Source organism: Telluria sp. ZT3P39 (assembly GCF_059685935.1).
In genome coordinates this window covers 52585-78094 of record NZ_JCASIH010000002.1, presented here as the reverse complement: position 1 = coordinate 78094, position 25510 = coordinate 52585, and the positions used below count along the sequence as shown (strand labels likewise).

22 protein-coding genes and 1 pseudogene are annotated in these 25510 nt (G+C 64.7%); 15 read left to right on the top strand and 8 right to left on the bottom strand.

Annotation, left to right across the window (positions count from 1 at the left end; translation table 11 throughout):
* The first annotated feature begins 5 nt into the window (after nucleotides 1-5).
* Nucleotides 6-515 carry a YeeE/YedE thiosulfate transporter family protein gene (locus AC56LR_RS02455; RefSeq protein WP_497127031.1) on the top strand — a complete coding sequence of 170 codons (510 nt, stop codon included), beginning with the start codon at nucleotides 6-8 and terminating at the stop codon, nucleotides 513-515.
* Nucleotides 505-1116: a YeeE/YedE thiosulfate transporter family protein gene (locus AC56LR_RS02450; protein WP_497127029.1), complete on the top strand. Its 612-nt coding sequence runs from the start codon at nucleotides 505-507 to the stop codon at nucleotides 1114-1116. The genes AC56LR_RS02455 and AC56LR_RS02450 overlap by 11 nt, the downstream gene beginning before the upstream one ends.
* Before the next feature lie 50 nt (nucleotides 1117-1166).
* Here AC56LR_RS02450 and AC56LR_RS02445 read toward each other — a convergent pair whose 3' ends face one another.
* Complete coding sequence (locus AC56LR_RS02445) at nucleotides 1167-2366, bottom strand: cation:proton antiporter (RefSeq protein ID WP_497127752.1); 1200 nt, start codon at nucleotides 2364-2366, stop codon at nucleotides 1167-1169.
* A 421-nt stretch (nucleotides 2367-2787) separates the two neighbouring features.
* On the opposite strand from AC56LR_RS02445, the gene AC56LR_RS02440 reads away from it, so the two are divergent.
* Genes AC56LR_RS02440 through AC56LR_RS02420 form a run of 5 tightly spaced genes read left to right on the top strand, consistent with a single transcriptional unit; the run spans nucleotide 2788 to nucleotide 9282 of the window.
* Entirely contained in the window at nucleotides 2788-4395 is a 1608-nt protein-coding gene (locus AC56LR_RS02440; RefSeq protein ID WP_497127027.1) for a cbb3-type cytochrome c oxidase subunit I, read from the top strand.
* A 2-nt stretch (nucleotides 4396-4397) separates the two neighbouring features.
* Nucleotides 4398-5030: a cbb3-type cytochrome c oxidase subunit II gene (locus AC56LR_RS02435; protein ID WP_497127025.1), complete on the top strand. Its 633-nt coding sequence runs from the start codon at nucleotides 4398-4400 to the stop codon at nucleotides 5028-5030.
* Nucleotides 5027-5887: a c-type cytochrome gene (locus AC56LR_RS02430; RefSeq protein WP_497127023.1), complete on the top strand. Its 861-nt coding sequence runs from the start codon at nucleotides 5027-5029 to the stop codon at nucleotides 5885-5887. The genes AC56LR_RS02435 and AC56LR_RS02430 overlap by 4 nt, the downstream gene beginning before the upstream one ends.
* A 25-nt stretch (nucleotides 5888-5912) precedes the next feature.
* Nucleotides 5913-7061, top strand: coding sequence for a c-type cytochrome (locus AC56LR_RS02425; protein WP_497127021.1), 1149 nt, complete (start codon nucleotides 5913-5915; stop codon nucleotides 7059-7061).
* A gap of 4 nt (nucleotides 7062-7065) precedes the next feature.
* Nucleotides 7066-9282: a heavy metal translocating P-type ATPase gene (locus AC56LR_RS02420; RefSeq protein ID WP_497127019.1), complete on the top strand. Its 2217-nt coding sequence runs from the start codon at nucleotides 7066-7068 to the stop codon at nucleotides 9280-9282.
* A gap of 20 nt (nucleotides 9283-9302) precedes the next feature.
* Here AC56LR_RS02420 and AC56LR_RS02415 read toward each other — a convergent pair whose 3' ends face one another.
* Nucleotides 9303-10625 (bottom strand): ATP-binding protein, encoded by a 1323-nt coding sequence (locus AC56LR_RS02415; RefSeq protein WP_497127017.1) that lies wholly within the window; start codon nucleotides 10623-10625, stop codon nucleotides 9303-9305.
* Nucleotides 10622-11287 carry a response regulator gene (locus AC56LR_RS02410; RefSeq protein WP_497127015.1) on the bottom strand — a complete coding sequence of 222 codons (666 nt, stop codon included), beginning with the start codon at nucleotides 11285-11287 and terminating at the stop codon, nucleotides 10622-10624. The genes AC56LR_RS02415 and AC56LR_RS02410 overlap by 4 nt, the downstream gene beginning before the upstream one ends.
* Before the next feature lie 204 nt (nucleotides 11288-11491).
* Here AC56LR_RS02410 and AC56LR_RS02405 point away from each other — a divergent pair, with 204 nt between their 5' ends.
* The 4 genes from AC56LR_RS02405 (at nucleotide 11492) to AC56LR_RS02390 (ending at nucleotide 16905) form a co-directional block, all read left to right on the top strand.
* Nucleotides 11492-12298 (top strand): TlpA family protein disulfide reductase, encoded by an 807-nt coding sequence (locus AC56LR_RS02405; RefSeq protein WP_497127013.1) that lies wholly within the window; start codon nucleotides 11492-11494, stop codon nucleotides 12296-12298.
* Nucleotides 12299-12343: 45 nt separating this feature from the next.
* Nucleotides 12344-14137, top strand: coding sequence for a protein-disulfide reductase DsbD (gene dsbD, locus AC56LR_RS02400; protein WP_497127011.1), 1794 nt, complete (start codon nucleotides 12344-12346; stop codon nucleotides 14135-14137).
* Between the two features lie 26 nt (nucleotides 14138-14163).
* The gene (gene dsbG / locus AC56LR_RS02395) at nucleotides 14164-14991 is read left to right on the top strand and encodes a thiol:disulfide interchange protein DsbG (RefSeq protein WP_497127009.1); all 828 of its coding nucleotides are present in this window, start codon (nucleotides 14164-14166) and stop codon (nucleotides 14989-14991) included.
* A 330-nt stretch (nucleotides 14992-15321) separates the two neighbouring features.
* The gene (locus tag AC56LR_RS02390; protein ID WP_497127007.1) at nucleotides 15322-16905 is read left to right on the top strand and encodes a methyl-accepting chemotaxis protein; all 1584 of its coding nucleotides are present in this window, start codon (nucleotides 15322-15324) and stop codon (nucleotides 16903-16905) included.
* Between the two features lie 30 nt (nucleotides 16906-16935).
* Here the strand turns inward: AC56LR_RS02390 and AC56LR_RS02385 are convergent, their stop codons facing one another.
* Entirely contained in the window at nucleotides 16936-17745 is an 810-nt protein-coding gene (locus tag AC56LR_RS02385; RefSeq protein WP_497127005.1) for a redoxin family protein, read from the bottom strand.
* 221 nt (nucleotides 17746-17966) lie between these two features.
* On the opposite strand from AC56LR_RS02385, the gene AC56LR_RS02380 reads away from it, so the two are divergent.
* A complete protein-coding gene (locus AC56LR_RS02380) occupies nucleotides 17967-18716 on the top strand; it encodes an MBL fold metallo-hydrolase (protein ID WP_497127003.1) in 750 nt (249 codons plus the stop codon).
* Nucleotides 18717-19706: 990 nt separating this feature from the next.
* On the opposite strand, the gene AC56LR_RS02375 is transcribed toward AC56LR_RS02380, so the two are convergent.
* The 4 genes from AC56LR_RS02375 to AC56LR_RS02360 are packed head-to-tail and all read right to left on the bottom strand — an operon-like array spanning nucleotide 19707 to nucleotide 21532.
* Nucleotides 19707-19913: a hypothetical protein gene (locus AC56LR_RS02375; protein ID WP_497127750.1), complete on the bottom strand. Its 207-nt coding sequence runs from the start codon at nucleotides 19911-19913 to the stop codon at nucleotides 19707-19709.
* 22 nt (nucleotides 19914-19935) lie between these two features.
* Nucleotides 19936-20256 (bottom strand): DUF3987 domain-containing protein, encoded by a 321-nt coding sequence (locus AC56LR_RS02370; RefSeq protein WP_497127001.1) that lies wholly within the window; start codon nucleotides 20254-20256, stop codon nucleotides 19936-19938.
* Complete coding sequence (locus AC56LR_RS02365; RefSeq protein ID WP_497126999.1) at nucleotides 20154-20969, bottom strand: DUF7146 domain-containing protein; 816 nt, start codon at nucleotides 20967-20969, stop codon at nucleotides 20154-20156. The genes AC56LR_RS02370 and AC56LR_RS02365 overlap by 103 nt, the downstream gene beginning before the upstream one ends.
* A 38-nt stretch (nucleotides 20970-21007) precedes the next feature.
* Nucleotides 21008-21532, bottom strand: a complete 525-nt coding sequence (locus tag AC56LR_RS02360) for a hypothetical protein (protein ID WP_497126997.1) — start codon at nucleotides 21530-21532, stop codon at nucleotides 21008-21010.
* On the opposite strand from AC56LR_RS02360, the pseudogene AC56LR_RS02355 reads away from it, so the two are divergent.
* The 3 genes and pseudogenes from AC56LR_RS02355 to AC56LR_RS02345 form a co-directional block, all read left to right on the top strand.
* Nucleotides 21491-23512 (top strand): annotated as a pseudogene (locus AC56LR_RS02355) (heavy metal translocating P-type ATPase); the annotation flags it as partial. The gene AC56LR_RS02360 and the pseudogene AC56LR_RS02355 sit on opposite strands and share 42 nt — an antisense overlap.
* Complete coding sequence (locus tag AC56LR_RS02350) at nucleotides 23509-23856, top strand: cobalt-zinc-cadmium resistance protein (protein ID WP_497126995.1); 348 nt, start codon at nucleotides 23509-23511, stop codon at nucleotides 23854-23856. The pseudogene AC56LR_RS02355 and the gene AC56LR_RS02350, both read left to right, overlap by 4 nt.
* Nucleotides 23756-25468 carry a TolC family protein gene (locus tag AC56LR_RS02345; protein WP_497126993.1) on the top strand — a complete coding sequence of 571 codons (1713 nt, stop codon included), beginning with the start codon at nucleotides 23756-23758 and terminating at the stop codon, nucleotides 25466-25468. Before AC56LR_RS02350 ends, AC56LR_RS02345 begins: the two co-directional genes overlap by 101 nt.
* Nucleotides 25469-25510: the final 42 nt, after the last annotated feature.

The following is a 25510-nucleotide window of genomic DNA, read 5'->3' as shown; positions in this document are numbered from 1 at the left end:
CGAACATGAACACGGCTGGCGGCGCATGGAATCCCTATCTGGTCGGCGCCCTTATCGGCGTCCTCTCGATGGCGACGTTCTACTTCTCCAATAAACCACTGGGCGTGTCGACTGCCTTCGCACGCATGGCAGGCCTGCTGGGCTACCTGGTTTCGAAAAAACACACCGATTCCCTGGCGTTTTACCAGGATAAGACTCCAAAGATCGAGTGGGAAGTCATGCTCGCCTTCGGCATCGTCGCCGGGGCCTTCCTTGCCGCCTGGTTGGGTGGCGAATTCAGTGCCAGCGCGATCCCGCCGCTGTGGGAAGCGCATTTCGGAACTTCGGTACCGCTGCGCCTGTCGGTCGCTTTCCTTGGCGGAGTGATCATGGCGTTCGGGGCCCGACTGGCAGGCGGTTGCACGAGCGGCCATGGAATCAGCGGCGCACTGCAATTGTCGGTCGGCTCGTGGATTGCGCTCGCATGCTTCTTCGCGGGCGGGGCCCTGGTGGCACAGGTGATGTATGGACAATAAATCCGCACAGTCCGGCGCCGGCCGCGCCGCCCCCCAGGGGGACACTGCCGACGCGGCTGACAAAAGCGACGCGCCAAGGCAGCTCGTACTGGGTCTTCTTTTCGGGATGGTCTTCGGTTTCCTGCTGCAGAAAGGCGGCGTTGCCAAGTACGACGTCCTGCTGGGCGCGCTCCTGCTGAGCGATTTCACGGTCATGAAGATCATGCTGACAGCCATTCTTGTTGGGATGATCGGCATTTTCGCCATGCATGCGCGGGGACTGATCAAGCTGCACCTCAAGCCCACGAAATACGCAGCCAATGTCATTGGCGGCCTGGTCTTTGGCGCAGGGTTTGCCTTGATTGGGTATTGCCCGGGAACCGGCGCCGCAGCGTTAGGACAGGGGAACCTGGATGCCGTCGCTGGGATCGTCGGACTCCTGGCGGGTAGTTACCTGTTTGCCGAACTGTCCGAGAAGCTTGGCACGAATGTGCTGGCCTGGGGCGATCGCGGCTGCATCCAGCTTCCTGACCTGATTGGCGTGCGTCTCATGCCTTTTCTGGTCGTATTCGCGCCGTTGCTGGGCGTGGCACTGTGGCTGCTGTACCTGTATTTTCCGTAGTTCGACACCTCGCGGCATTGCGGCTGATACCGGCACCACGCTGCGCATCGTCAGCCCGACTTGAACACCAGCGCAGCAACGCGCTGCAACTTGGCGTGTACCACGGGCACGGTCAGCATGGTACTGCCGACGGCCATCAACAGCAGCGCCGTGAAGGTTTCGCTGGTGACGATCCCCTTGTCCAGCAAGATGTTGACGAAGATGATCATGATCAGCGCCTTGGTCTGCAGGAGCCAGCCGATGATGGATGCTTCGCCCTTGTCCCAGTTGAGGATCTTGCCGGCGAGGTGGGTGCCGGCCAACTTGCCGCTCACCGAGGCAAGCAGCAGCACCGCGGCGACGAAGAATACCGCCGCTCCACCCACCGCCCAGTTGGTGCGCAAGCCAGTGGATAGGAAGAATACCGGCATGATGGCCAGCAGCACGTGGTGACGCATCAAATCCATTTTCTTCTGGTCGAACCAGTGCGCGTCCATGACCGCACCTGCAAGGAAGGCGCCAACCATGTAGTGCAGGCCGGCCCAGTCGGCGGCGAAGGAACAGGCCGTCAGCCAGATCAGGCTGACGTACCAGCGGTCGCGCTCTTGCAGTAGGACCATCAGTTTGCGGAACAACACGGTCGCGACGGAGAACACAGCCAGGAACCCGACCTGGCGTCCGACGCGGTCCCAATCGAGCAGAATCAGGGCCAGCACGCCCCAGATCGCAATATCGTCCAGGCTTGCATAGCGCAGGATGCGCTGCCCGATCGGCTGGCGCAGGATTTCCAGTTTTTCCATTAGCAAGATCAGGATCGGCAAGGCCGTGACAGCGCACGCCATGCCGACGCCCAGCACGAATTGCCAGCCCTCCGCCTTCGGACCGATCCAGCCGGCGTAGCCCAGCATGCCGAGCGCGGCGACGCAGCCGAACACCAGCGGCGTTCCGAGCGCGAGCGATGCGGTGATGACGCTCTCACGGCGGTGCGCCCAGGCGGCTTTCAGGTCGAGTTCAATGCCGGCGATCATTACGAAGATCATCACGGCCCACCAGGCAATACCGTTGAGCGATTGAATCACTTCCGGATTGAACACGAAGCCATAGTAGTCCGGGTAAGCCCGCCCCAGAACGCCTGGGCCGAGCAGGATGCCGGTAATGATCTGCACCACGACCAGCGGGGCGTAATAGTCCGTATCGGCCAAGCGCCAGATCAGGTAGGGAATGGTAAAAATGATCGCCATGGCGATCAGGAAGATTTCAGTCGTGCCCATTGCAGCGTGCATATCGTCCCTGGCTCTTGTTGAAATGTGGGTTTGCGAGGGGCGAGTATGGTGGGCTTGTTCAAATCCTGGCAAGAAAAAATTGCGATGGCGTAATGTCTTCACAATTCGTATGAAGGGAAGGGGGAGCCCTGCCATGGCAGAGGCCAGGGGCATCTGCGGCACGCATGCTATTCCTGGCCCAAGACGCATTGCAGCGCCGATTCCATCGATCGCCCGCAGCTCGGCAACTTCCTTAATCCTGCCTTAATCCGTGGTGCATAGCATTGCTGTTTGCAACAGAAATTGCTCGTACTAAATATACGGCACTGGTCAATATAGGGCCATGCCGCATCCGCGGCGCTCCCTCTGTGCGAACCCGATGAACTTGTCTGTGCCCTTGCTGGCGCAGTCCACCACGCATTTCAACTTCATGCCAATCACAATCGGACTTCTGCTCGCGCTGAGCTTTACGGCATCGCTTGCCGCGCTCGGCTTCCTGATCTGGGCGATCGCCCGCCGCCAGTTCGCGCTGTCGCAAAGCGATGCCTCCACGATCTTCGAGCCAGGCGAAACCGGCGCCCCTGACGACACCACCGCTTTCGGCCGCGCGCCGGAAGGCTCCCATGCCCACCGCTTCGACGTGATTCGCGAGCGCATCGACATCGCGGGCCGCCGCACTGTGCTCCTGATGGCGGCCGTCGCGGCCTTTTGGCTGGTGCTCGGCTCGGTATTCGGCGTCATCGCTTCGCTCAAGCTGCACTTGCCCGACTGGCTGGTGCAGCACGCCCCGCTCACTTTCGGGCGCATGCGCACCATGCACCTGAACCTGGTCGCCTACGGCTGGCTGTCGGTTGCCGGCATCGCCTCGGCGCTGTGGATCGTGCCGCGCATCTTCCACACGCCTTTGCGTCACCCGCGCGTCGCCATGTTCGGCGCCATGGTCTGGACCATCGGTGTCGCCATGGGCGTGACAGCCATCGCATTGGGCTACACGCAAGGCATCGAATGGCTCGAGATTCCCTGGCAGATCGGCTTGCTGCTGGCGGTCGGCGGCGCATGCCTGGCCTTTCCGCTGGTGATGACGGCGCGCCACCGCAAGTCGCACCACATCTATGTGTCGGGATGGTACTTCCTGGGTGGCCTGGTGTGGTTCCCGGTCCTGTACTTCATCGCCAACCTGCCGGGCCTGCACGCCGGCGTGCAGCAGGCCACCGTCAACTGGTGGTTCGCGCACAACGTGCTCGGCCTGTGGCTGACCCCGCTCGGCGTGGGGACGGCCTACTACCTGATCCCGAAGATCGTCGGCCAGCCAGTGTATTCGTACAGCCTGTCGCTGCTTGGTTTCTGGGGCCTGGCGCTGTTCTACAGCCAGGTCGGCATCCACCACCTGATCGGCGCCCCGGTCCCGACCTGGCTGGTGACCTTGTCGATCGTCCATAGCGTGATGATGTTCATCCCGGTGATCGCGGTGGCGATCAACCAGCACACCACGGTGGCCCGCAACGCCTGGGCGCTGAAGCAATCGGTGGCGCTGCGCTTCGTCGCGCTGGGCGCGTTGATGTACACGCTGTCCTCGTTCCAGGGCTCGCTGCAGGCGCTGCGTCCGGTGAACTCGATCACCCACTTCACCCACTACACGGTGGGCCACGCCCACCTGGGCGCCTACGGCTTCACCAGCATGGTGCTGTTCGGGGCCTTCTACTACATGCTGCCTTATCTCACCGGGCGTGACTGGCCATGGCCGCGCCTGCTCAAGCTGCACTTCTGGCTGGTGGTCGGCGGCTTCGCGGTGTATTTCTTTGCCGTTTCGATCGGCGGCTGGCTGCAAGGCGTGGGCCTGCTGGAACCGGGGCGCTCTTTCGAGTCCGTGACCCGCGCCACGCTCCCCTACCTGCAGGCGCGCTCGCTCGGCGGCAGCCTGATGACCTTGGGCCACCTGGTGTTCGCCGTCCATATCGCCGCCCTCCTGATGGGCAAGGGCACCCAGCGCACGGCTATCGCGGGCCAGGCGCCGGCAACCGCTACCGCTGGAGCATGACCATGAACCGACTCATTCCGATTTTCGTCGGCGCCATCGCCATCCTCGCGTTCGCGACTCTGATGCTGGTCGTGATCCCGGGCGCCCAGATCCGCGACCAGGCCCCGGCCGCGGGCCTGGTGGACTACACGCCGCAGCAGCTGGCTGGGCGCCAGCAGTACATCACCCAGGGCTGCGTCTATTGCCACAGCCAGCAGCCGCGCGCGGCCGGGCAGACCCTGGCCGACCTCTCGAAAGGCTGGGGCCGGGCCCCGACCGCGGCCGACTTTGCCCATGACCGACCGCACCAGCTGGGCACCATGCGCACCGGCCCCGACCTGCTCAACGTGGGCGCGCGCCTGCCGAGCCGCGACTGGCACCTGACCCACCTGTACCAGCCGCGTGCGATCTTCGGGTGGAGCATCATGCCGGCCTATCCCTATCTGTTCGAGCGCAAGAAGCAGGCAGCGCCGGGCGAAGTCGTCGTCAAGCTGCCGCCCGAGTTCCAGCCGCAGGGCGAGGTCGTCGTCGCGCGCCAGGAAGCGCTGGACCTGGCGGCCTACCTGCAGGGCCTCAACCGTACTTATCCGGCAGCGCCGGCGGGCCAGGCCGTCCGCGATGAAGGTTATGCATTGTCGAAGGGAGAACAGCGATGAACAAGAACGATCCGGCCAAGAACCCGGCAGCGCCGCAGGTCGACGAAGCCTTCGATCCGTGGGAACGGACGCGCCCGATTCCCCTGTTCGTGGTGGCGCTGGTGTTCGCACTGGCCTTCTGGGGCTTGCTGACCTACGTGTCCGAGTACCAGGCGCAACGCCGTGGACTGCAGGAGAACCAACGCGATGCGGCGACGGCAGCGGTAGCCGTTGCGGCCGCGCCTGCGCCGGCAGTGCAAGGACTGGGCGCCGCCGATCCAGCGACGCTGCAGATCGTCGCCGCCGGCAAGGGCCAGGCTTGGAGCTGCGCCTCCTGCCACGGCGCGGCCGGCGAGGGCAAGCTCAATACGCCGCGCCTGGCCGGCCAGCCGGCTGCCTACCTGGCCAAGCAGCTGGAGGACTTCCGCTCGGGCCTGCGTCACAACGAGTCCATGGCCTTCGTGGCGCGCGCCCTGAGCGACGATGACATCGAGAAGCTGGCGCGCTACTACGCCGGCATCGACCTGCGCGTTACGTTGGCGCCCAGCCTGGGCGGCAACCTGGAACGCGGCAAGCTGATCGCCGAGAAAGGCGACTGGAAATCCAACGTGCCGGCCTGCTTCCAGTGCCACGGCATGAACGGTGAGGGCGTCGCGCCCGGCTTTCCGGCGCTGGCCGGCCAGCAGCCCGACTACATCTTCGCCCAGCTGACAGCCTGGCATGCGGGCGAGCGCAAGAACTCGCCGCAAAAGCTGATGGACGACGTCGCGCGGCGCATGAATCCGGACGACATGCGCGCCGTGTCGGACTACCTCGGCTCGATGCCGGCGCCGGCCGTGACGGCCCGTGCCGACGCCGCTTCCACCCCAACGCTGTGATGGCAATGCGCTTTTGAGACACGATATGAACGACCTGAAGAAAACCCCGACCAAGTCGCCTTACACCCTGGGCAGCACCGCCCGCCGCATGGCCGCCGCGGCCGGCGGCGGCCTGGTGCTGTTCGCCTTCGGCGCCCTGGTGGTCCAGACCGGCGCCTGGCAGCGATTCCAGACGATGGCCGGATTCACCCCCGATACGCCGGCGCCGGCGCTCACGCGCGAGGCGGCCGATGCGAAAGTGCGCCAGGACATGCTGGCCGCGCGCGCCGAGCGCAAGAAGGACAAGGAAGGAAAGGCGCCCGCGCCGCTGCAGCCGATCGGCCCGGACGGCTATTTCGTGCCGCCGCTCGAGAGCGAACTGCCCGACGGTCCAGAGGGCGATGCGATCCGCCGCGGCCGCGACATCTTCATCCACACGCCCCAGTACGCCCAGCGCTACGTCGGCAACAGCATGGCCTGCGCCCAGTGCCACCTCGACGCCGGCCGCCGCGAGAACTCGGCGCCGATGTGGGCGGCCTATGTGCAGTACCCGAAATACCGGGCCAAGAACAAGAAGGTCAACACGCTGGAGGAGCGCATCAACGGCTGCTTCAACTATTCGATGAACGCCCAGGCGTCCGAAGCCGGCAAGCCACCGCCGCCGGGCGACGACATCTACAAGGACCTGATGATCTACATGTACTGGCTCGCCGACGGCGCGCCGAACGGCGAGCAGATGCGCGGCGGGGGCTACATCAAGGTCAAGGATACGCCGCAGGGCTACGACCACGCGCGCGGCGCCAAGGTCTATGCGCAGAACTGCGCGCTGTGCCACGGCGACGATGGCCAGGGCCGCAAGGACGAAGGCGGCAAGCTGCGCTTCCCGCCGCTGTGGGGGCCTGAAGCCTACAACTGGGGCGCGGGCATGGCGCGCATCGACACGGCGGCCGGCTTCATCAAGGCCAATATGCCGCTCGGTAAGCCGTACAGCCTATCGGACCAGGAGGCCTGGGATGTCGCCGCCTACATCAACAGCCACGAGCGGCCGAAGGATCCGCGCCAGACCGGCAGCATCGAGGAGGCGCGCGAGCGCTTCCACAAGGACGAGAAGAGCTACTACGGCAAGGAAGTGAACGGCAAGATCATCGGCGTCGGCGTGGCCCGCGCCACCCCGGTCGCCGCAAGCAAGGGCTAGGGTCGTGAACATCGCCTTTGCCGGCATCAACCGCGACGCGCTGCGCCGTGCCGGGCGCATGGTGGTCAGCATCGACGGCATGTGGTGCGCCAGCTGCGCGCTGGCGGTCGAACGCACGATCGCGCGCTCGCCCGGCGTCACCGCCGCCAGCACCAGCTTTGCCGGAGGCTCGGCACTGGTGCGCTGGGACCCGGAACAGATCGACCTGGACGAACTGTTCGCCCGGGTCGAACGGCTCGGCTACGGCATCGGGCCGCTGGTCGAGTCGCACGAACTGGAGCGGCAGATCGACGCGCAGGCGCGCGTAGTCTGGATGCGGCTCGCCGTGGCCGGCTTCTTCGGCATGTGGAGCATGCTCGGCTCGGTGGCGCTGTATCTCGACGCCGGACTGGCTGCATCAAAGGCCGGCTGGTGGATCGCGCTCGCCTCCTGCCTGGCCGCTCTGCCGGTGGTGACCTGGTCGGCGCTGGCCTTCTACCGTGCCGGCTGGCGCACCCTGCGTGCCGGCGTGCCTGGCATGGATGCGCTGGTGTCGACCGGCGTGCTGGCGTCCTGCCTGCTCTCGGCATGGTCATTGGCGCGCGGCAGCGCCGACGTGTACGTGGATACCGCGACGATGCTGGTCAGCTTCCTCTTGTGCGGGCGCCTGTTCGAACTGCATGCGCGGCGCCGCAATTCGGTGGCGGTGAATGCCTTGCGCCAGGCGGTGCCGGAAACGGTGCGCCGCCTGGGCGCTGACGGTGCCCCGGCGGAAGTGGCCGCGGACCGGGCAGGTCCCGGAGACCTCGTGCTGATCCATGCGGGAGAGCGCGTGGCGGTCGACGGTACCGTCACTGAAGGCGAAAGCGAGGTCGACGCCGCGATCGTGAGCGGCGAGTCGGCTCCTTTGCCGGTGGCGCCCGGCGACAGCGTCGTTGCCGGCTCCATCAACCTGTCGTCGCGGCTGGTATTGCGGGTCGAACAGCCCTGGGGCCAGCGCTTTATCGACCGCATCGGCGTGCGCATGCTCGAACTGCTCGGCACCAAGAGCGCCGCCGCGATGCAGGCGGAACGCTTTGCGCGCTGGCTGGTGCCCGCCGCGCTATTGCTGGCGGCGGCCAGCTTCGTGCTGGGCTGGATCGCAACTGGCGACCCGGTACAGGCGGCTTTGCGCGCCTTATCGGTGCTGGTGGCGGCCTGCCCCTGTGCGGTCGGGCTGGCCCTGCCGCTGGCCTATGCCGCCTCGACCGCGAGCGCGGCGCGTCAGGGCATCCTGCTGCGCGACCCGGCATCGCTCGAAGCTCTGGCCAACGCGCGCGAAATCCTGTTCGACAAGACCGGCACCCTGACCGAAGGCATGCTCGAAGTGCGCGAGGTGCTGGGTTCGCAGCACGCTGTTGCAGCCGAAGTACTTGCCCTCGCGGCGCGGGCGGAAGCGGACGTCGCGCATCCGGTGGCGCGCGCGATCCTCGCGGCGGCCGGAACACTCGGCGCCGACAGCCGCGGCGATGGACAGGTGCAGCGTCATGCGCGGGGCAGCATGTGGTGCAGCGGGGACGGCCAGGACATGGTACTGGTGGGCAGCGCGGGCTTCGTCGCAGAGCAGGGCGTGACCTTGCCTGCAGGCAGGTCGGAGAACTGCACCAGGGTTGAGGTAGCGCGCAACGGCATGTGGATCGGGGCCGTCCTGCTGCAGGACCGCGTACGCGAAGATGCCGCCGGCGCCCTGCATGCGTTTGCGCAGGCAGGAATTAGGACGCGCCTGGTGACCGGAGACAGTGCCGCGGCGGCGGCTCCGGTTGCACAAGCCGTCGGCCTCAAGGCGTCTGACGTCCACGCGCACTGTCTGCCCGAGGACAAAGTGAAGGTTCTCGAACAGGCCGGCAAACCCTCGGTGTTCGTCGGCGACGGTGTCAATGACGCCCTTGCGCTGGCTGCTGCCGATTGCGGCGTCGCGGTGCAGGGAGCCACGCCGTCGGCTGTTGCGACAGCAGGGGTGGTCATTGCGAGCGGCGGGGTGGAGCAGGTGGCGGTGGCCTGGCGACATGCCCGGCGAACCGTCAGGGTCGTGCGCCAGAACCTGGCGTTTTCGATGGTATATAACGTGGCAGTGCTGGCGGTGGCCACGGGCGGCATGGTGACGCCGGTTGCCGCCGCTGGTGCCATGCTGGCCAGCAGCCTGAGCGTCATGCTGAATTCGGGGCGGCTGCTGTCCGGGAAGAGTGCGCTGCCTCGCGCCTGAGGCACGACCGGTTCGGGAGGCTATTCCGCAGGAAAGGTGAGGTGCGCGGCCAGTCCGCCGCCCTCGCGGCGTTCGAGCTTCCAGCTCCCGTCGTAGCGCGCGACGATCGCCTTGACGATCGATAGGCCAAGGCCGCTGCCCTGGCCGCTGCCTTTGCGCCAGAAACGCTGGCCTGCCTTGGCGAGCTCCTCGTCGCTCATGCCGCTGCCCTGGTCTTCCACCGTGAAACCCGCCATTCCATCATGCCGGACGATACGCAGCACGACCTCCGCCTCGGCATTGCCGTAGCGTAGGGCGTTGTCGAGGATGTTTCGCAGCGCCGTCACGGCCAGGGATGCGGGTATGCGGAGGGCGCACACCGCGCCGCCTTCGTCGCGAACGCAAACCCTGGCAACCTGCTGCGCCGGAAGCTGCATCACGACCTGCTCCGCGATCAGGCCGGCCGGCAGGCGCTCGTCGTCGTCGAAAGCCAGTGAACCCTCGACGCGCGCCAGCATCAGGAGCTGGTTGATGATGCCCTGCAGGCGGCCCACCCCCCGTTCGGCCTGCTGGAGTGCGACCGCCGTGTCCGGTCCGTCGCCACTCAACTTGGCGACCTGGAGATGGGTTTTCACGGCGGTCAGCGGCGTGCGCAATTCGTGCGCGGCGTCGCCGGTGAAACGCCGTTCGCGTTCCATGGTGCATTCGATCCTGGCGAGCAGGCCGTTGACGGTCGTTACCAGCGGGGCGAGTTCATGCGGCAGGTCCTGCTCGGGCAGCGGGTGGAGCGCACCGGGCTTGCGCGCTTCAAGGGCGACACAGATCCGTTCGAGCGGGCGCAGTCCATGGCATACGGCGAACCATAGCGCGATCAGGGTCGCACCCATGGCGACCAGGAAGGGCACAAAGGTGGCGAACGCGATATTCCGGAACAGCTGCTGGCGGCGCTCCGCCTTGTCGGCGGTGGTGATGCGCATCCCGTTGTGCTCGATGGTGTAGCTGCGCCAGGTAACGCCATCGATCACGCGGGTGCGATAACCGGGTGATACCAGGCCGAGGCGTGCCGGGCTATTTTCGGTGCGGCCCACGACGCCGCCCCGCAGCAGCCGGATCTCGCAGGCCACGTTGTCGGTACGGACGAGGTAGGGGATCGGACTGGCTCCGCGCGAACCTGGCTTCACGGAAAGATGGGGCGAATCGACGATCAGCGCGGCGACCATGCGCGCCGATGCAGCAAGCCGCTCGTCGAGTGCGTCGCGGAACTCGTCGCGCAGGTCGACCAGCGTCCAGACCGACGACAGGGTCCAGAACAGCGCGAACGAGGCGCCGATCGTGACCAGGAGGCGCAGGCGCAGCGTCTTCATGTCCCCGCCTTGCCGAGCCGGTACCCAAGGCCGCGCACGGTTTCCACGATATTCGGCCCGAGCTTGCGGCGCAGGTGGTAGATGTGAACGTTCAAGGCATTGCTTTCGACACCGTCGGTAAGTCCATACAGGCTGTCTTTGACCTGGTCGGTACTGAGGATGCGCTGGCCGCTGTTGAGGAGGGCCTGGAGCAGGGCCAGTTCGCGCCGCGACAGTTCGACCGGGGCCCCATCCAGGGTCACCACCTGGGTGGCCGGATCGAAGGCAAGCGGACCATGCTCGATGCGGTCGACACTGCGGCCGGCACTGCGCCGCTGCAGGGCGTGCAGCCGTGCGACCAGTTCATCGAGCTCGAACGGTTTCACGAGGTAGTCGTCGGCGCCGCTGCGCAGGCCGGCGACCTTGTCCTGCACGTCGTCGCGCGCGGTCAGGATCAGCACGGGCCAGTCCTTGCCCGCGCCGCGCCAGCGCTTGAGCAGCTTGAGCCCATCCGTATCCGGAAGGCCGAGATCGAGGATGAGGACATCGAAGCGGCCGGTCTGCACCGCCATGTCCGCTTGCGAGGCATTGGCGACGTGGTCGGCACCGATTCCCGACAGGCGCAAGCCGGCCAGGATGCCGCTGGCGACCAGTTCGTCGTCTTCAATGACGAGTACACGCATGGATAACCCGAGTAGTAAGAGCAGGAACCGCGATCTTACCGCTTTGCGGTTATGCGGCGGTTAACGGAATTGCCGGCGCGGGCGTCCGCCAGTTCGGCAGATTCGTTAATGCGGTGCTAATCGGCAAGGAATAGGATTCGTGCATTCGCCAGGCGTTGACCCGGCCCGTCCGGGCCGGCGCCACGCGCAGGAAAGCATAACACCATGACTGTCACACTCGGACCACTCGCCTTGCCCGCGCAACTGTTGGTCATATTTGCAACGATCATCCTCGGCTCCGCCATCGGCAACCGGGTCGCGGCCGCGCGCGGCGTGAAAGCCGAGGGCTCGCTCTGGCTGGTCATCGCCGGGGGGGTACTCGTTGCACGCATTGCCTTCGTGGCCCGCTACTGGTCTTTGTACGCAGAAGAGCCGTGGCGACTGGCGGACCTGCGCGACGGTGGATTGGCGCCGATCGCAGGCTTTACGGCGGCCGCCGTCATTGCCGCCATCCTGGCATGGCGCAGGACCGACCAGCGCGCAGCGATCGTCAGCGCCGTATGGGCCGGCCTCTTCATCTGGATCGCCGGGAACGGGCTGGTTCGCATGGCCACCGACACCCAAACCTTGCCAGAGGTGACGCTGACGGATCTCGACGGGCGCGCCGTTCCCTTGTCCGCGTTTGCGGGCAAGCCGTTGGTGGTCAACCTCTGGGCCAGCTGGTGTCCGCCCTGCAAGCGTGAAATGCCCGCGCTGGGCAAGGCACAGCGGGAAGCGAGCGACCTGAATTTCGTGTTCGTCAACCAGGGCGAGGACAGCGCCACCGTACGTGCCTATATGAAACACGAGGGTCTGCCGCTGCGGAATGTGGTGCTCGACCCAGGAGGAGAACTTGCCAAGGCAGCCGGCGCCCCGGGCCTGCCAACCACGCTGTTCTTCGACGCGAACGGAATACTGGTCGACAAGCGGATGGGCGAGGTATCGAGCGCCACGCTGGCCGAGCACCTGGCCGTCCTGCGCGGCAAGCGCTGAACCAAAAAGCGTGCGATAGCGACATCAACAAACAGGAGACAGCGTATGGTTTTCTTATCTCGGACGGTACCCAAACTTTATCAGTGCCTGCGCGCGCTTCTGCTGGCGCAGCTTGCCGCGGTGCTGCTTGCAGCCTCCGGCAGCGCGACGGCGGCTGACGACGACTTCCTGCCCCCTGAGCAGGCATTCCGCTTCGCCGCCACCATGGTCGACGGACAGACGGCTGAAGTGCGCTTCGACATCGCGCCAGGGTATTACATGTACCGCGAACGCTTTGCATTCGAAGCCGGGCAGACCCGGCTCGGACAGCCTGCCTTCCCGGCTGGCGAAAAGCATTTCGACGAAACCTTCCAGAAGGAGATGGAAACCTACCGGGGCGTCGTCAAGGTGCGCATTCCCGTGGACGGGAACGGAAGTTTTACGTTGAAGGCCACGTCGCAGGGTTGCTCAGACAAGGGCTTGTGCTACCCGCCGATGGCATCTACCGCAGTCCTGGCCGCTGGCGGGCCCGCGGAATTGTCCTCGACCGCTGCGGCGCCGGCGAGCGCGCTGGCGAACGACAGCGATAGCGGCCGCATCGAACAGGCATTGAGCAGCCGCGAGCTGGCGGTTATCGTCCCGATGTTCCTGCTGCTCGGCCTTGGCCTGTCGTTCACGCCCTGCGTTCTGCCGATGTTGCCGATCCTTTCTTCGATCATCGTTGGCGACAAGGGAGCCACGTCGCGCTTGCGGGGCCTGGCGCTGTCCGTGTCGTATTCGCTTGGCATGGCGATCGTGTACACCGCGATGGGCGTGGCGGCAGGTCTGGCGGGTGAAGGACTGGCGACGGCACTGCAGAACGCCTGGGTGCTGGGCGCGTTCGCCCTCCTGATGGTCGTGCTGGCACTGCCGATGTTCGGCGTGTTCGAGCTGCAGATGCCGGCGGTGATCCAGTCGCGCCTGACGGGAGCGTCCAACCGCCACGGGGCAGGCACCCACGCCGGCGTGTTTGCGATGGGAGCGATCTCGGCACTGATCGTCGGGCCCTGCGTCGCCGCGCCGCTTGCGGGCGCGCTCGTGTACATCAGCCAGACCAAGGATGCCTTCATCGGCGGCAGTGCGCTGTTCGCCATGGCCGCCGGCATGAGCGTGCCGCTGCTGCTGGTCGGAGCCTCGGCGGGCACATTGCTGCCGCGAGCCGGGGCCTGGATGGTCGGCGTCAAGCGCTTCTTCGGCGTGCTGATGCTTGGCACTGCGCTGTGGATCGCTGCGCCGGTCCTGCCGTCCCGAGCCTTGATGCTGGGCTGGGGCCTGCTGGGCCTGGGTTATGCCGTGTCGCTGCTGCTGCCGCGTCCACGCCGTCCGTTCGCGGTGGCGGCCGGCCTGGTCGCCGGGGTGCTCGGCCTGACGCAGCTGGCAGGGCTGGCCGCCGGCGGCAGCGATCCCCTGGCGCCGTTCGCAACGGCCGAGGCGCATGGAGAGACACCGTTCCAGCGCGTCCGCTCGGTCGACGAGCTCGATGCCATCCTTGCAAGCAGCCCCGGCAAGACCGTCATGCTCGACTTTTACGCGGACTGGTGCGTGTCGTGCAAGGAGATGGAGCGTTTCACCTTCTCCGATCCCCAAGTGCAGACGCGCTTCGCGCAGATGCTCCTGCTCCAGGCCGACGTCACCGCCAACAATGCGGCCGACCAGGCCCTGCTCAAGCGCTTTGGCCTGTTCGGGCCGCCGGGGATCATCTTCTTCGGCGCCGACGGCCGCGAGCTCGGCGGCACCAGGGTCATCGGCTACGAAGATGCCGATGCCTTCCTCGCTTCGCTGCGCAAGGCCGAGGCCGCGCAAACGGGCACCCAACCTTGACCACTACCTTGTTTATCGGAGTTGACATGCAGGTTTTCCACTATGCGCGACCAGTTGCACTCGTTGCCGCACTCGCGGCAGCATTCATCAACAGTGCGGCCTTCGCCGCCCAGCAGACCCCGCTGGTGCTCGAGCGCGCCGTGGGCGCTGGCGTCAAGGTGGTCAGGCAGTTCCCGGCGGCGTCCGGGCTTACCGGTTGGGTCTTGTCCCAGGGAAGCCGCCACTCGCTCGCCTACACGACGGCGGACGGCAAGACGCTGGTGGCGGGCATGCTGATCGACGAGCGCGGCCAGAACCTGTCGGCCCAGCACGAAGACATGTATATCCCCAAGCCGGATTTCGCGGCGGCGTTCGCGCAGCTGGAGAAATCGGCCTTCATCGCCGAGGGTACCGTCAATAACCCGAAGAGCATCATCTATGCGTTCGTCGACGCGAACTGCCCTTACTGCCACTTCTTGTGGCGCGCAGTGCAGCCGTACGAGGCGGCAGGGCTTCAGGTGCGCTGGATCCCGGTTGCGACGCTCGGGCCAACCAGCATGCCGAAAGCGATCGAAGTCCTTGCGGCGGCCGACAAGACAGCGGCGTTCAGGCGCATGGAACAGAACCACGGCAAGCCATGGAAGCCGACCGCAGGCATGACCGAACAAGGGCACCCGTCGGTGGCTGCCTCCGTTCACAGGAACGGCGAACTGATGGAGGGGTTTGGCATTGCAGGCACTCCTGGTGTGGTTTGGCGGGACAAGGAGGGCAAGGTTCAGGTGAAAGGCGGGATGCCGCGCCTGTCGGAGTTGCCGTCCATCACCAGACTGCCTGAGCAGCGTGTCACTGATCCATCGCTGGCGAAATTCAAATAGGTTCATCAGAGCATGAACACGCATCCGTTCAATGACTTGAAGGGCTTGATATGAGCTGATCCCTCCCGCGCTCATGAGCGCGCGACACGATCACAAGTGGACGATTCAGCCTGTTTCCCCTCCCGGGGACGCAGGCTGAAGACGCTTGTCCGGTGCTCGACGTTGCCTGTTGTGTGCTTGCGTCACATGGGAGGAAACCCGCCAAAACTGCCAACTATTTCTTTATGGAATCATATATTTCCATCGATAATTTCCTCAATTGCTGTGCATACAGTGGAACCAAGATCAGAAGAGGAACGGATGAAGTTACGAAACAAAATGGCCTTATGCATGGCTATCGTCTTTGTGTTGTTTGCGATTGCGTTGGCTGTCGCGATTTCGGGGATGCGCGATGCAAGCTCACGCTTCGGTAGCTTTGTGGATCAGGACCAGGCGTTCCTTGGTGAGGCGAACACCATGTACGCACAGGGTCTGCAAATGGGGCAAGCGCTGCGCAATGTCATCCTCGCGCCCGACAACGAAGTTGGCTACAAGAACCTAGCAGCTGCGCGCAAGGATTTCGACCACGCCCTGAAGTCAGCCCGTGTACTCGCAAAAGACGATGCTGCCGCGGATGCGGCATTGGTGAAACTGGAAAACCTGCAGCAGCAGCGTGCCGCGGTACAGGATCGTATCGTCGGAATAGTGAAAACCGACGCGGCCTCGAGCGCCACGATCCTGAACGGCGAGGAAACCCCGGTTTGGCGCGAGATGCGTGCGGAGCTGCTGAAGATTCTGAAGGAGAAGAACGCTGCCGCGGAGCAGGTCAAGACCGAACTGGCCGCACGTACGCAGACGATGTTCACGCTGAGCCTGGTGCTTGCTGCCTTCGCCATTGTTGCCGGAGGCGCCGTCGCGTTCTGGCTTACCCGCAGTATTACCGGCCAGCTCGGCGGCGAGCCGGACTACGCTGCGAGCATCGCCGGTTCGATTGCCGCTGGTGACCTGACCGTGCAGATTGCCCTCGATGACGAGCGCAACCAGACTAGCCTGATGTTCGCCATGCGACAGATGCAGCAGAGCCTTGCCACCCTGGTGCAGAAGGTGCGCGACGGCACGGATATGATCACGACCGCGTCGGGCGAAATCGCGGCGGGCAACCTCGACCTGTCGGCGCGTACCGAAGAGCAGGCCAGTTCGCTCGAAGAGACTGCGGCTTCGATGGAGGAGCTCACCAGCACCGTCCAGCAGAACACCGAGAGCGTACGCCATGCCAACGAGCTGGCCACGACGGCTTCCCAGGTCGCACTGAAAGGCGGTCAGGTGGTGGAGGAAGTCGTGGGCACGATGGGGGCGATCAACGAGGCTTCCAGGCGCATTGCCGACATCATCGGCGTCATCGACGGCATCGCCTTCCAGACCAACATCCTGGCATTGAACGCTGCCGTGGAAGCAGCCCGCGCGGGCGAGCAGGGACGCGGCTTCGCGGTCGTGGCATCGGAAGTGCGTAACCTGGCCCAGCGCAGCGCAGCCGCGGCGAAGGAAATCAAGACGCTGATCGGTGACTCCGTGGACAAGGTCGATGCCGGTAGCAAGCTCGTCAATGTCGCAGGCGACACCATGACCGAGGTGGTTGCCAGCGTGAAGCGCGTCACTGACATCATGGCTGAAATCACGCTCGCCGGGCAGGAGCAGAGTGCCGGGATTGCCCAGGTCAACCAGGCGATTGCCCAGATGGACCAGGTCACGCAGCAGAATGCGGCACTCGTGGAGGAGGCCGCTGCGGCAGCCGACTCTATGCAGGTGCAGGCACAAGAGCTGCTGGCCGTTGTCAGCACCTTCAAGCTCGCGCCCGAGCCGGCTGGACATTCGCTGCGCCTGGACGGCGCCGGTAAGCATGTGTCCCGTCTCGCGCTGCCAGCGATGGCGGGGTGATCAAAGACGACCGGCTCTGCCGGCTACTTCTCAGCGCTTGTATCCGGCACCGGGCGCTACGAGCATCTCCAGGCGCCTGTCGAGGCCATCACGGTCGAGTTCGCCCATGTGACGCAGAAGCAGGCGGCCGTCCTTGCCATAAAAAAGCGTCGTCGGCATGGCGAACGATCCGGTACGCCGGCCCATTTCGCGGGCCCGGTCCGTAAGGACGTTGTCGAGATCCAGCTTTTGCTGTGCGAGGAACGCCCCGATCGTCGCTGCGTCCTCACCTTCGTTGACGAAGACGAAGGTGATGTCGGGATGGCGCTTCTGGGCATCCTGCAGCGCAGGCATCTCGCGCCGGCATGGAGGACACCATGTCGCCCACAGGTTGACCACCATCGGCTTGTCAGTCAGGGTCCGTAGTTGCACCGGTTTGCCATCAAGCCGCCGCAGTTCTACCAGCGGCACCGGTGTGCTGGGCGGTCCGAAATCGAGCATGGCGATGGCGCCGCCGATCCAGACTATGCCGGCACTCAACACTGCAGCCAGGACCGGTCGGCGCGGCGTGTTCGTCCTCGCCGTCAGCTGCGCGCCCAGCATGAATGCAACCAGAATGCCTGCCGTATCCGAGAATCCACCATCACCCAGATTCAGAATCGAGAGCGGCTCGGCAGCATATTCCCGCGCGTTCTGGAGCACGTAGGTGATCCGGGCGGCAACCAGCCCCCCAAGGATCGTCTTCCATACCACTGGCCAGCTATGCCATCCATGCTTGCGTCGGTACCACCAGCTCACGGCAGCGCTGGCGAGGATAGTCAGCACCGGTATTCCAAAACTTCCCACGTCCAGTTCGTCCACCACTTCGCTCCTGAAAGGACAGCCAGCAGGGCTGTCATGTTGCGGCCGTGTCATGGCTTCGGGACCGCGTGCCAGGAAATGCTAAAGGGCGCGGATTAATGCAGCATTAGCACTCGAGCAAGCTAGTGTTGTGGTGGCAGCGCGCGCCAGAAACCTGATTGGCCTTCTATACTGCGGCATCCGGGGGCAGGCATGCCCTGATCGTCACCAGGAGAAGCCGCATGATCTTCCGCCAACTGTTCGAGCCTTTGTCCAGCACCTACACCTATCTGATCGGCTGTCCGGAAACCGGGCAGGCGGTGTTGATCGACCCCGTGATCGTGACCATCGATCGCGACCTCGAGGAGATCGGGCGCCTGGGGCTGACACTTGCATACAGTGTCGACACCCACGTCCACGCCGACCACATCACAGCGGCGCTGGAACTGAAGAACAAGGTTGGGAGCAGGATCGCTGCGCCCGCGGCCGAACGCGTCGACTGTGCGGATGTGCAGCTGGAAGAGGGAACGCCGTTCAGGGTGGGCTCCATGGAATTCCAGCCCTTGCATACGCCGGGCCATACCTCGGGCCATTTCGCCTATGTGCTCGGGGACCGCGTCTTCACCGGTGACGCCCTGTTGATCGAAGCTTGTGGACGCACCGACTTCCAGCAGGGCGATTCGGATGCGCTCTACCACAGCGTGCGGGGAAAGCTGTTCGCGCTGCCCGATGAAACGCTCGTCTATCCGGCGCATGATTATCAGAAAAGGTGGGTGTCTTCCGTCATGCAGGAAAAGGAGCGCAATCCTCGCCTTGGTGCAGACCGCTCGATCGAGGAGTTCCGGCAGATCATGGCGGGGCTCAACCTGCCATATCCTAAATTCATCGATTATGCGGTTCCCGGCAATAAGCAATGCGGCGTTTGTCCCGCTGAACTGCCGGAAAATCTCGGCAAATACTGCCAGCAGATGACCGAGAGTCTGCAGGGATAAACCGTCGATAACCGGATTGGGCGACCAATGCGTCCCATTAGAACACACCGCGGATGAAGTGTCCGTCTGGTGGATTCAGCAGTTCGAACCCATATTCGTCGACGTGCAGCCATCCAGCACGGGGGGCATGTCGCGGATCCAGGTACAACTGCTGCCCCTGCAGCACGTACGGGCCTTTTCCGAAAAGCCGGTCCTAGACTATCCCGTCCGCTCGTGACCGCACTTCGGCAAGCAGCAAAGGTGCGGTGCGTCTTGACGCTAAAGGCAACCCCGGCGCTGAGCTGCGCTGCACGGTGACGAGACGGACCTCGGGGGGCGGGCGGAGGCAAGTGATCAGTGCACTGGGCAATAGGGGCGTACTCAGGTTCGCAATGCATGCTCGTGCTGCGCGCGCAGCAGGTCTGAAGTTTTGTGACGTTGTAGAGGCTCTAGTTGACGGTTTATTGGAAGGTGCATCGTTCGTCAACTAGTTCGTCACCGGTTCGTCACGTTATTCGTCACCGCTGGCTGGCGCTGGTGTGCCTAACGTGAACCGATCAGCTGTTTTCCTCGAAATGTTTACAGCGCTGCAGGGCGTCAGTCAGAAATCTCTACCTTTCGCGACAGACTAGCGTTGTTCAGCATGTGAGCATTCCATGGATAATCGACGATCGTCGAGCCTCTGGTCACGCGCCGCGAGAAGACCGCTCAGTTGATCCGCAACATCAAATAGCCCATCCATACGATACGAGCGCGACGCTTCGTACGGCGTTCGGTCGCAACGGCGGTGGCTACGTCGGGTTGCAGCTTGATCGTGGTCTCCGTGTACCTGCGCAAGGACGCCGGACGGAACTGCCTCCAGTATCGTTCATCGTTTCGGGGAGTTCATGGTCTGCTAATCCGGCAGAGCCGCTAATTGGTACCAGTGGCTGCACCGCAATGCAAACTGCCGACGCTGCTAATACAGCTAATTCGCTAACCGTCGCGATGTCGATTAGCGGATTAGCCGGATTAGCAGCGTCCGACGCCTGCACATCCCGTCCGGGGATGCGAAGACTGAAAGTCACATGCGAACTTCCCACGCCTCGCGGCGTTTCTTGCCGTTGAATTCAACCATACCGTGGGGACCGGGCGCACCAGGTAGTGCTCAACGAGCACATTCATCAAGATGCGCAGCGTTTTAGCGCTACGGACGCTGTTGGGACCGTATTGGGCCATTTCGTTCACGGTGATGTAGCGCTTACCACGCTGGGCCAGCCAGGTCCACAGCGATGCGGGCCATGTGTTCAGCAGCTTTGTTCGCCAGTCCGCGGACCTCGCGCAGCGATCCCGAGATTGCTTGCTCGATCTGGTTGTGCTGGTCGATCCACACGTCGCGGACCGGCCCGATCATGCGCATCGTCTGCGGCTTCAGCTCGTGGAACTCGTTCATCCGCCACTGGCCAGCCAGCAGTTGCGTCATGCGCGCCACGTAGTTGGCCGCGCCTTTGCGGCATCTTGGCCGACGCCGGACAGGTCGTTGTCGGCGAAGATCACCAGGCGTTCGAGGGAGGGCGGCCACATGAACGACTTGATGCCGTTGGCGCTCACGCAGCTCCAGGTCGGGACCTGCGAATCGACCCAGCAGGCCAAGCCCGTTTCGATGCCCTCGGCGACGCCGAGAGTCAGCTTGCCCTCGATGACTTCCGGTTGGCGCAGCTTGATTGACGCGCCATTGATGCTTCCACTCGCCTGGGTCAGCTTCTTCGGGTTCTCGACTGGCGCCTTACGTCCGTCATCCGTGATGAACGTACGGTGCAGCGCGAGCAGCTTGCCGTCCCTGTCGGTGACCGCACCCAGCAGGACCGCGAAGCGCCCGTGCTCGACGCCATTCTCGTAATAGGGCAGGGTGGACATTCGCAGCGAGAACGGGTACTCCGCCAAGTACAAGCCGCGGCCTCCCAGGTAGCTTGCAACGGACGAGTTCGGCGACAGGGGAGCCGCACCGTTCCACGTGCGTGCGTTTCTGCGCGCACGTTCCTGCCGTTCCTCTTCGACAGCGATGCCAATGCGGCGCGACGTCGGCGGCATGAGATACGGCGTTCCCAAGACAGCGTGCGGTTCTGGCCAGCGACCCTGCAGACCCTGGCGCCAGCAGCCGAAGCGGAACACGCCGTTGTCAGCGGCGCTCAGCCAGCCGTCAGTATTGGTTGGACGCCCGTTTGTCGAGAAGCGGGTGTAGCCGTCAGCCTTGATGTGGTCGGGGGCGGCGCCGAGGGTGCGCAGGATCGCCATGCGTAGACCGAATGGGTAGTCGTTTGGATGGCGAGGCATCAGCAGCTGGCCTCTGCAGCGAAAGTGTCGGGGTCGACGTTGTCGCCGATAGTCGTGCTGGGATTTGGTTCAGCGCTGGCATCCAACGTGACTGGGGCGAGCGCTTCGTGCTTGAGTTCCAGCGATTCATCCCTCAGCTGCTTTTCCAGCACATCGGGGGAATCCTCGACGATCGCATTCGTCAGTTCCGGCGCGTGGTTCATCTGATCTTGCAGGTCGAAATGTTCGAATGAAGCTTCGTTTTCCCCGTTCAGGGTGGCGATGCGGCAGTTCAGCTCCGCGCACAGTTCGGACAAGCGCGTGACCTCGGCCTTTGCCTGCTGGCTGGTGGCGGTCAGCTCCTCGACGCGGATGCGCAGCGCAGTATTCTCACCACGCAGGCGAGCGAGCTCGTTTTCATCACCGGGCGGCACCATTGGCTCGATCTTCGAAGCGCAGGAATCGTTCTTGACTTCGGGCACCGCGTCTTTTGCGATATTCTTCTTTTCCTCAACCTGGTCCAGCGACACCTGGGCGTGACGCACACGGGGCCGGTGAGCGCCATCCAGGAAACACTGCGGTCGATCGGAATGGAGGCGGTTGCCTTGGAGGGGGAATCCGTACCGGACACCGGACCAGTACAGCCGGCGGCCCGTAGTTGGCGGCAAGCGGGCTTGTTCATTGGCCTCGCGGCTGCCGTTGGCGCGGAGATCGTCGCGTGGTCCACCGGCGACGAAAACTCCCTGCCCGTGATCCTGCTGGCGATGCTGGCAATCGGCACGACCGGCCTGGGCGTGTACAAGGAAGGCTGGATTTCGCTCAGGAACCGCACCCTGAACATCAATGCCCTGATGTCGATCGCCGTCACCGGCGCGCTCCTGATCGGGCAATGGCCCGAAGCGGCGATGGTGATGGTCCTGTTCGCGATTGCCGAAATGATCGAGGCCCGCTCGCTCGACCACGCCAGGAATGCCATCCAGGGCTTGCTGGCGCTGGCACCCGACACGGTTAGCATCAGGCAGCAGGACGGCTCCTGGGAAACCCGCGATGCCGCGGCGGTCGCGATCGGCGCGCTTGCGCGCGTCGGCCCAGGAGAGCGGATCGCCCTGGACGGTGAGGGGACCCTGGGGCATTCCATCGTCAACCAGGCCTTCATCACCGGCGAAAGCATGCCGGTAACGAAATCGGCCGGCGACAAGGTGTTCTCCGGTACGGTCAACGAAACCGGATCGTTCGAATACCGCGTAATCGCAGTCCACAGCAATTCGACGCTGTTGCGGATCATTCGTGCGGTCGAGGAAGCGCAGGGCAGCCGTGCACCGACGCAGCGCTTCATCGACAAGTTCTCGCGCGTCTACACCCCGAGTGTATTTGCGCTCGCGCTCGCCGTCGCCATGCTGCCGCCGATGTTCGGTGCGGAATGGATGCCCTGGATTTACAAGGCACTGGTGCTGCTCGTGATTGCCTGTCCCTGCGCACTGGTGATCTCGACTCCGGTCAACGTCGTCAGCGGCCTGGCTGCCGCGGCCAGGGCGGGCATCCTGGTCAAGGGCGGGGTCTGCCTGGAGCAGGGCGGCAAGCTGCGCGTGCTCGCACTGGATAAGACGGGCACGATCACGCAAGGCAAGCCCATCGTGACGGATGTGGGCGCGTTGCGGCCGGGCGTGGAGGTGTCCTTGCAGCTGGCGGCTTCCCTTGCCCGGCGCTCGGACCATCCGGTGTCGGCTGCCGTCAGCAGCCACTGGCACGGCGCCCCGCAGCGGCCGGACCTCGCGAGCGTGGACGCTTTCGAAGCGCTTGGCGGGCGCGGCACGAAGGGACAAATCGCGGGCCGCTGGTACTACCTGGGCAATCACCGCCTGGTCGAGGAACTGGGCGTCTGCACCGCAGCGACCGAGGAAGTCCTGTCCCGGCTTGAACGCGAAGGCAAGACCGTGGTGGTCCTGTGCGACGCCGAGGCGCCGCTCCTCGTCATCGGCGTGGCCGATACGATCCGCGACACCAGCCGCGAGGCGATCGCCCAGCTGCATGCGCTTGGCGTCCGCACCGTCATGCTGACCGGCGATAATGCGGTGACGGCCGCGGCGGTCGCCCGGCAGGTCGGCATCGACGACGCCCGCGGCAATCTTCTGCCTGAAGAAAAGCTGGCCGCGGTCGGCGAGGAGCTTGGGCGTTACGGCGCCGTCGGCATGGTGGGCGACGGCATCAATGATGCCCCGGCCCTGGCGAAGGCCAGCATCGGGTTCGCGATGGGCGCCGCAGGCACCGATACCGCCATCGAAACCGCCGACGTGGCGCTGATGGACGACGACCTGCGCAAGATTCCGCAGTTCATCCGCCTGAGCCGGCAGGCCAGTACGATCCTGCGGCAAAACATCGCCGCGGCCCTGCTGATCAAGGCGGTGTTCCTCGCCCTTGCGATCATGGGATTGGCTACACTATGGATGGCTGTGTTCGCAGACATGGGTGCAAGCCTGCTTGTGGTGTTCAATGGACTGCGCCTGCTGCGCCGCGAAACTAAATGAAACGCTTTTTCCTGATCTTCCTGCTCATGCTGTTGCCGCTTCAGTTTTCCTGGGCCGCCGCGGGCGCTTATTGCGCGCACGAAGATGGCAGCGCAGCGCAGCACTTCGGCCATCACGTGCACAAGCACGATGGAGGCGGGAGTGCCTCGCAGGAGGCGCCCCAAAAGGCCAAGGCCGACAGCGACTGCGAATACTGCCACCATGTCTCGGCCAGTGCGATCGTCGCTGCTCAGGCGCTCCAGGATGCGCCGCTTCTATCGGCGCACCTGCGCCTGGAAATGCATCGATACGCATCACATATTCCCGACCTCATCCCGCCGCCCGACTGGCCAGCTCTCGCCTGAGCTGGCGGAACAACCGCATCCGGACCTGCGCTGCCTGCGCGCGGAGCCGGACGTCTCCGCCGAATGGAAATCCTGTTCGGATTCACATATGAAACGATATTCCCTGCCGCTCGTCATCGCGGCAATCTTCTGTATTCCCGCCCCGGTTTACGCACAGGCGGCGGCCGAAATGCGGGCCACCACCGCGCCGCTGACACTGGCTAAGGCCATCGAACGCCCAATGCAGCACCATCCGGAGATCCGGGCCGCGGCGAGCGAGGTGGCGGCACGGGGCGGTGCGCTTGCCCAGGCCGGCACCTTTCCCAATCCGGAGCTCGCGCTCCTGCGCGAAGGCGCGAACGGGACGAGCCGTACGACGACGGTCCAGCTCAACATTCCCGTGGAACTGGGCGGCAAGCGCTCCGCACGCGTACGCGCGGCACGCGGGGAGCAGCAGGTTGCAAGCCTGGACCTGGACGCGGTTCGGCTTCGCATCCGGGCCGAGACAGTGGCAGCCTGGTACGAGCTGGCTGCGGCGCGGGAGCGCAGCCGGCTGGCCGCTGAACTTGTGTCGATCGCGCAGAAGGCAACTGGTGCTGCAGGCAAGCGTGTCGTCGCCGGGAAGATCTCGCCGGTCGAGGAAACCCGTGCCAGGGTCGCTGAAGCCGGCGTGCGCGTCGAAGCGGTGCAGGCGACGCGGGAACTGGAGCGGGCCAAGGTGCGCCTTGGCGCCCTGACAGGCAGCAGCCCTGCACTGGTCGACGTCGCCGATTCCGGCGTCCTCGACTTGCCTGCTCTCGCTCCACTACCGGGACTGCTGGCGCAACTGGAACAGGCGCCGGCACTGGCTCGGGCGCGGGCCCAACCTTTGCCCGCGGGCGAACCTGATGTGCCCCAGCATTTCATTACCCTGGGGGAGATCGCCAGCTTCGACATGGCGCCCGGCCCCAACCAGATGAGCCGCGAGCAGGGCAAGCGCCGCGTCGTCGTTACGGCCAACGTGCGCGGCCGGGATATCGGCTCCTTCGTGCAGGAGGCGGAGCAGCGCATCCAGGCCGGGGTAAAGGTCCCGACCGGCTACTGGACGACCTGGGGCGGCCAGTTCGAGAACCTGCAAACGGCGGCCAAGCGGCTGCAGGTCGTCATTCCGGCGTCGCTGCTGCTGGTGTTCGCCCTGCTGTTCGTCATGTTCAATAACGTCAAGGACGGCCTGCTCGTCTTCACCGGAATTCCGTTTGCCTTGACGGGCGGGATTTTCGCCCTCTGGATGCGCGGGATTCCGCTGTCGATTTCGGCCGCGGTGGGCTTCATCGCGCTGTCCGGCGTGGCGGTGCTCAACGGCCTGGTCATGATCTCGTTCATCAGGAGCCTGCGCGAAGCCGGGGTGCCCTTGCTCGACGCAGTACACGATGGAGCGGTGACCAGGCTGCGCCCCGTCGTGATGACGGCGCTCGTCGCTTCGCTCGGTTTCGTCCCGATGGCGATCGCCACCGGCACCGGGGCCGAAGTGCAGCGCCCGCTTGCCACGGTGGTCATCGGGGGCGTCCTGTCGTCGACCGCGCTCACGCTCCTGCTGCTTCCATTGATGTACTTCCTCGCCCACAGGAAGGAAAAAGGGAAGCTGACGACATGACGCGGTTCCTTATCGGCCAGCAGTCTTGGGCTGGCCGGTCGG

Excerpts from the sequence above, each read along its gene's own strand:
- AC56LR_RS02380 (WP_497127003.1), top strand. The coding sequence starts at position 17,967 with ATGATCTTCCGCCAACTGTTCGAGCCTTTGTCCAGCACCTACACCTAT.
- AC56LR_RS02405 (WP_497127013.1), top strand. The coding sequence starts at position 11,492 with ATGACTGTCACACTCGGACCACTCGCCTTGCCCGCGCAACTGTTGGTC.
- AC56LR_RS02375 (WP_497127750.1), bottom strand. The coding sequence starts at position 19,913 with ATGGCCCAATACGGTCCCAACAGCGTCCGTAGCGCTAAAACGCTGCGC.
- AC56LR_RS02455 (WP_497127031.1), top strand. The coding sequence starts at position 6 with ATGAACACGGCTGGCGGCGCATGGAATCCCTATCTGGTCGGCGCCCTT.
- AC56LR_RS02450 (WP_497127029.1), top strand. The coding sequence starts at position 505 with ATGGACAATAAATCCGCACAGTCCGGCGCCGGCCGCGCCGCCCCCCAG.
- AC56LR_RS02410 (WP_497127015.1), bottom strand. The coding sequence starts at position 11,287 with ATGCGTGTACTCGTCATTGAAGACGACGAACTGGTCGCCAGCGGCATC.
- AC56LR_RS02440 (WP_497127027.1), top strand. The coding sequence starts at position 2,788 with ATGCCAATCACAATCGGACTTCTGCTCGCGCTGAGCTTTACGGCATCG.
- AC56LR_RS02430 (WP_497127023.1), top strand. The coding sequence starts at position 5,027 with ATGAACAAGAACGATCCGGCCAAGAACCCGGCAGCGCCGCAGGTCGAC.
- AC56LR_RS02435 (WP_497127025.1), top strand. The coding sequence starts at position 4,398 with ATGAACCGACTCATTCCGATTTTCGTCGGCGCCATCGCCATCCTCGCG.
- AC56LR_RS02390 (WP_497127007.1), top strand. The coding sequence starts at position 15,322 with ATGGCTATCGTCTTTGTGTTGTTTGCGATTGCGTTGGCTGTCGCGATT.
- AC56LR_RS02350 (WP_497126995.1), top strand. The coding sequence starts at position 23,509 with ATGAAACGCTTTTTCCTGATCTTCCTGCTCATGCTGTTGCCGCTTCAG.
- AC56LR_RS02415 (WP_497127017.1), bottom strand. The coding sequence starts at position 10,625 with ATGAAGACGCTGCGCCTGCGCCTCCTGGTCACGATCGGCGCCTCGTTC.
- AC56LR_RS02425 (WP_497127021.1), top strand. The coding sequence starts at position 5,913 with ATGAACGACCTGAAGAAAACCCCGACCAAGTCGCCTTACACCCTGGGC.
- dsbD (WP_497127011.1), top strand. The coding sequence starts at position 12,344 with ATGGTTTTCTTATCTCGGACGGTACCCAAACTTTATCAGTGCCTGCGC.
- AC56LR_RS02365 (WP_497126999.1), bottom strand. The coding sequence starts at position 20,969 with ATGGCGATCCTGCGCACCCTCGGCGCCGCCCCCGACCACATCAAGGCT.
- AC56LR_RS02345 (WP_497126993.1), top strand. The coding sequence starts at position 23,756 with ATGCGCCGCTTCTATCGGCGCACCTGCGCCTGGAAATGCATCGATACG.
- AC56LR_RS02445 (WP_497127752.1), bottom strand. The coding sequence starts at position 2,366 with ATGGGCACGACTGAAATCTTCCTGATCGCCATGGCGATCATTTTTACC.
- dsbG (WP_497127009.1), top strand. The coding sequence starts at position 14,164 with ATGCAGGTTTTCCACTATGCGCGACCAGTTGCACTCGTTGCCGCACTC.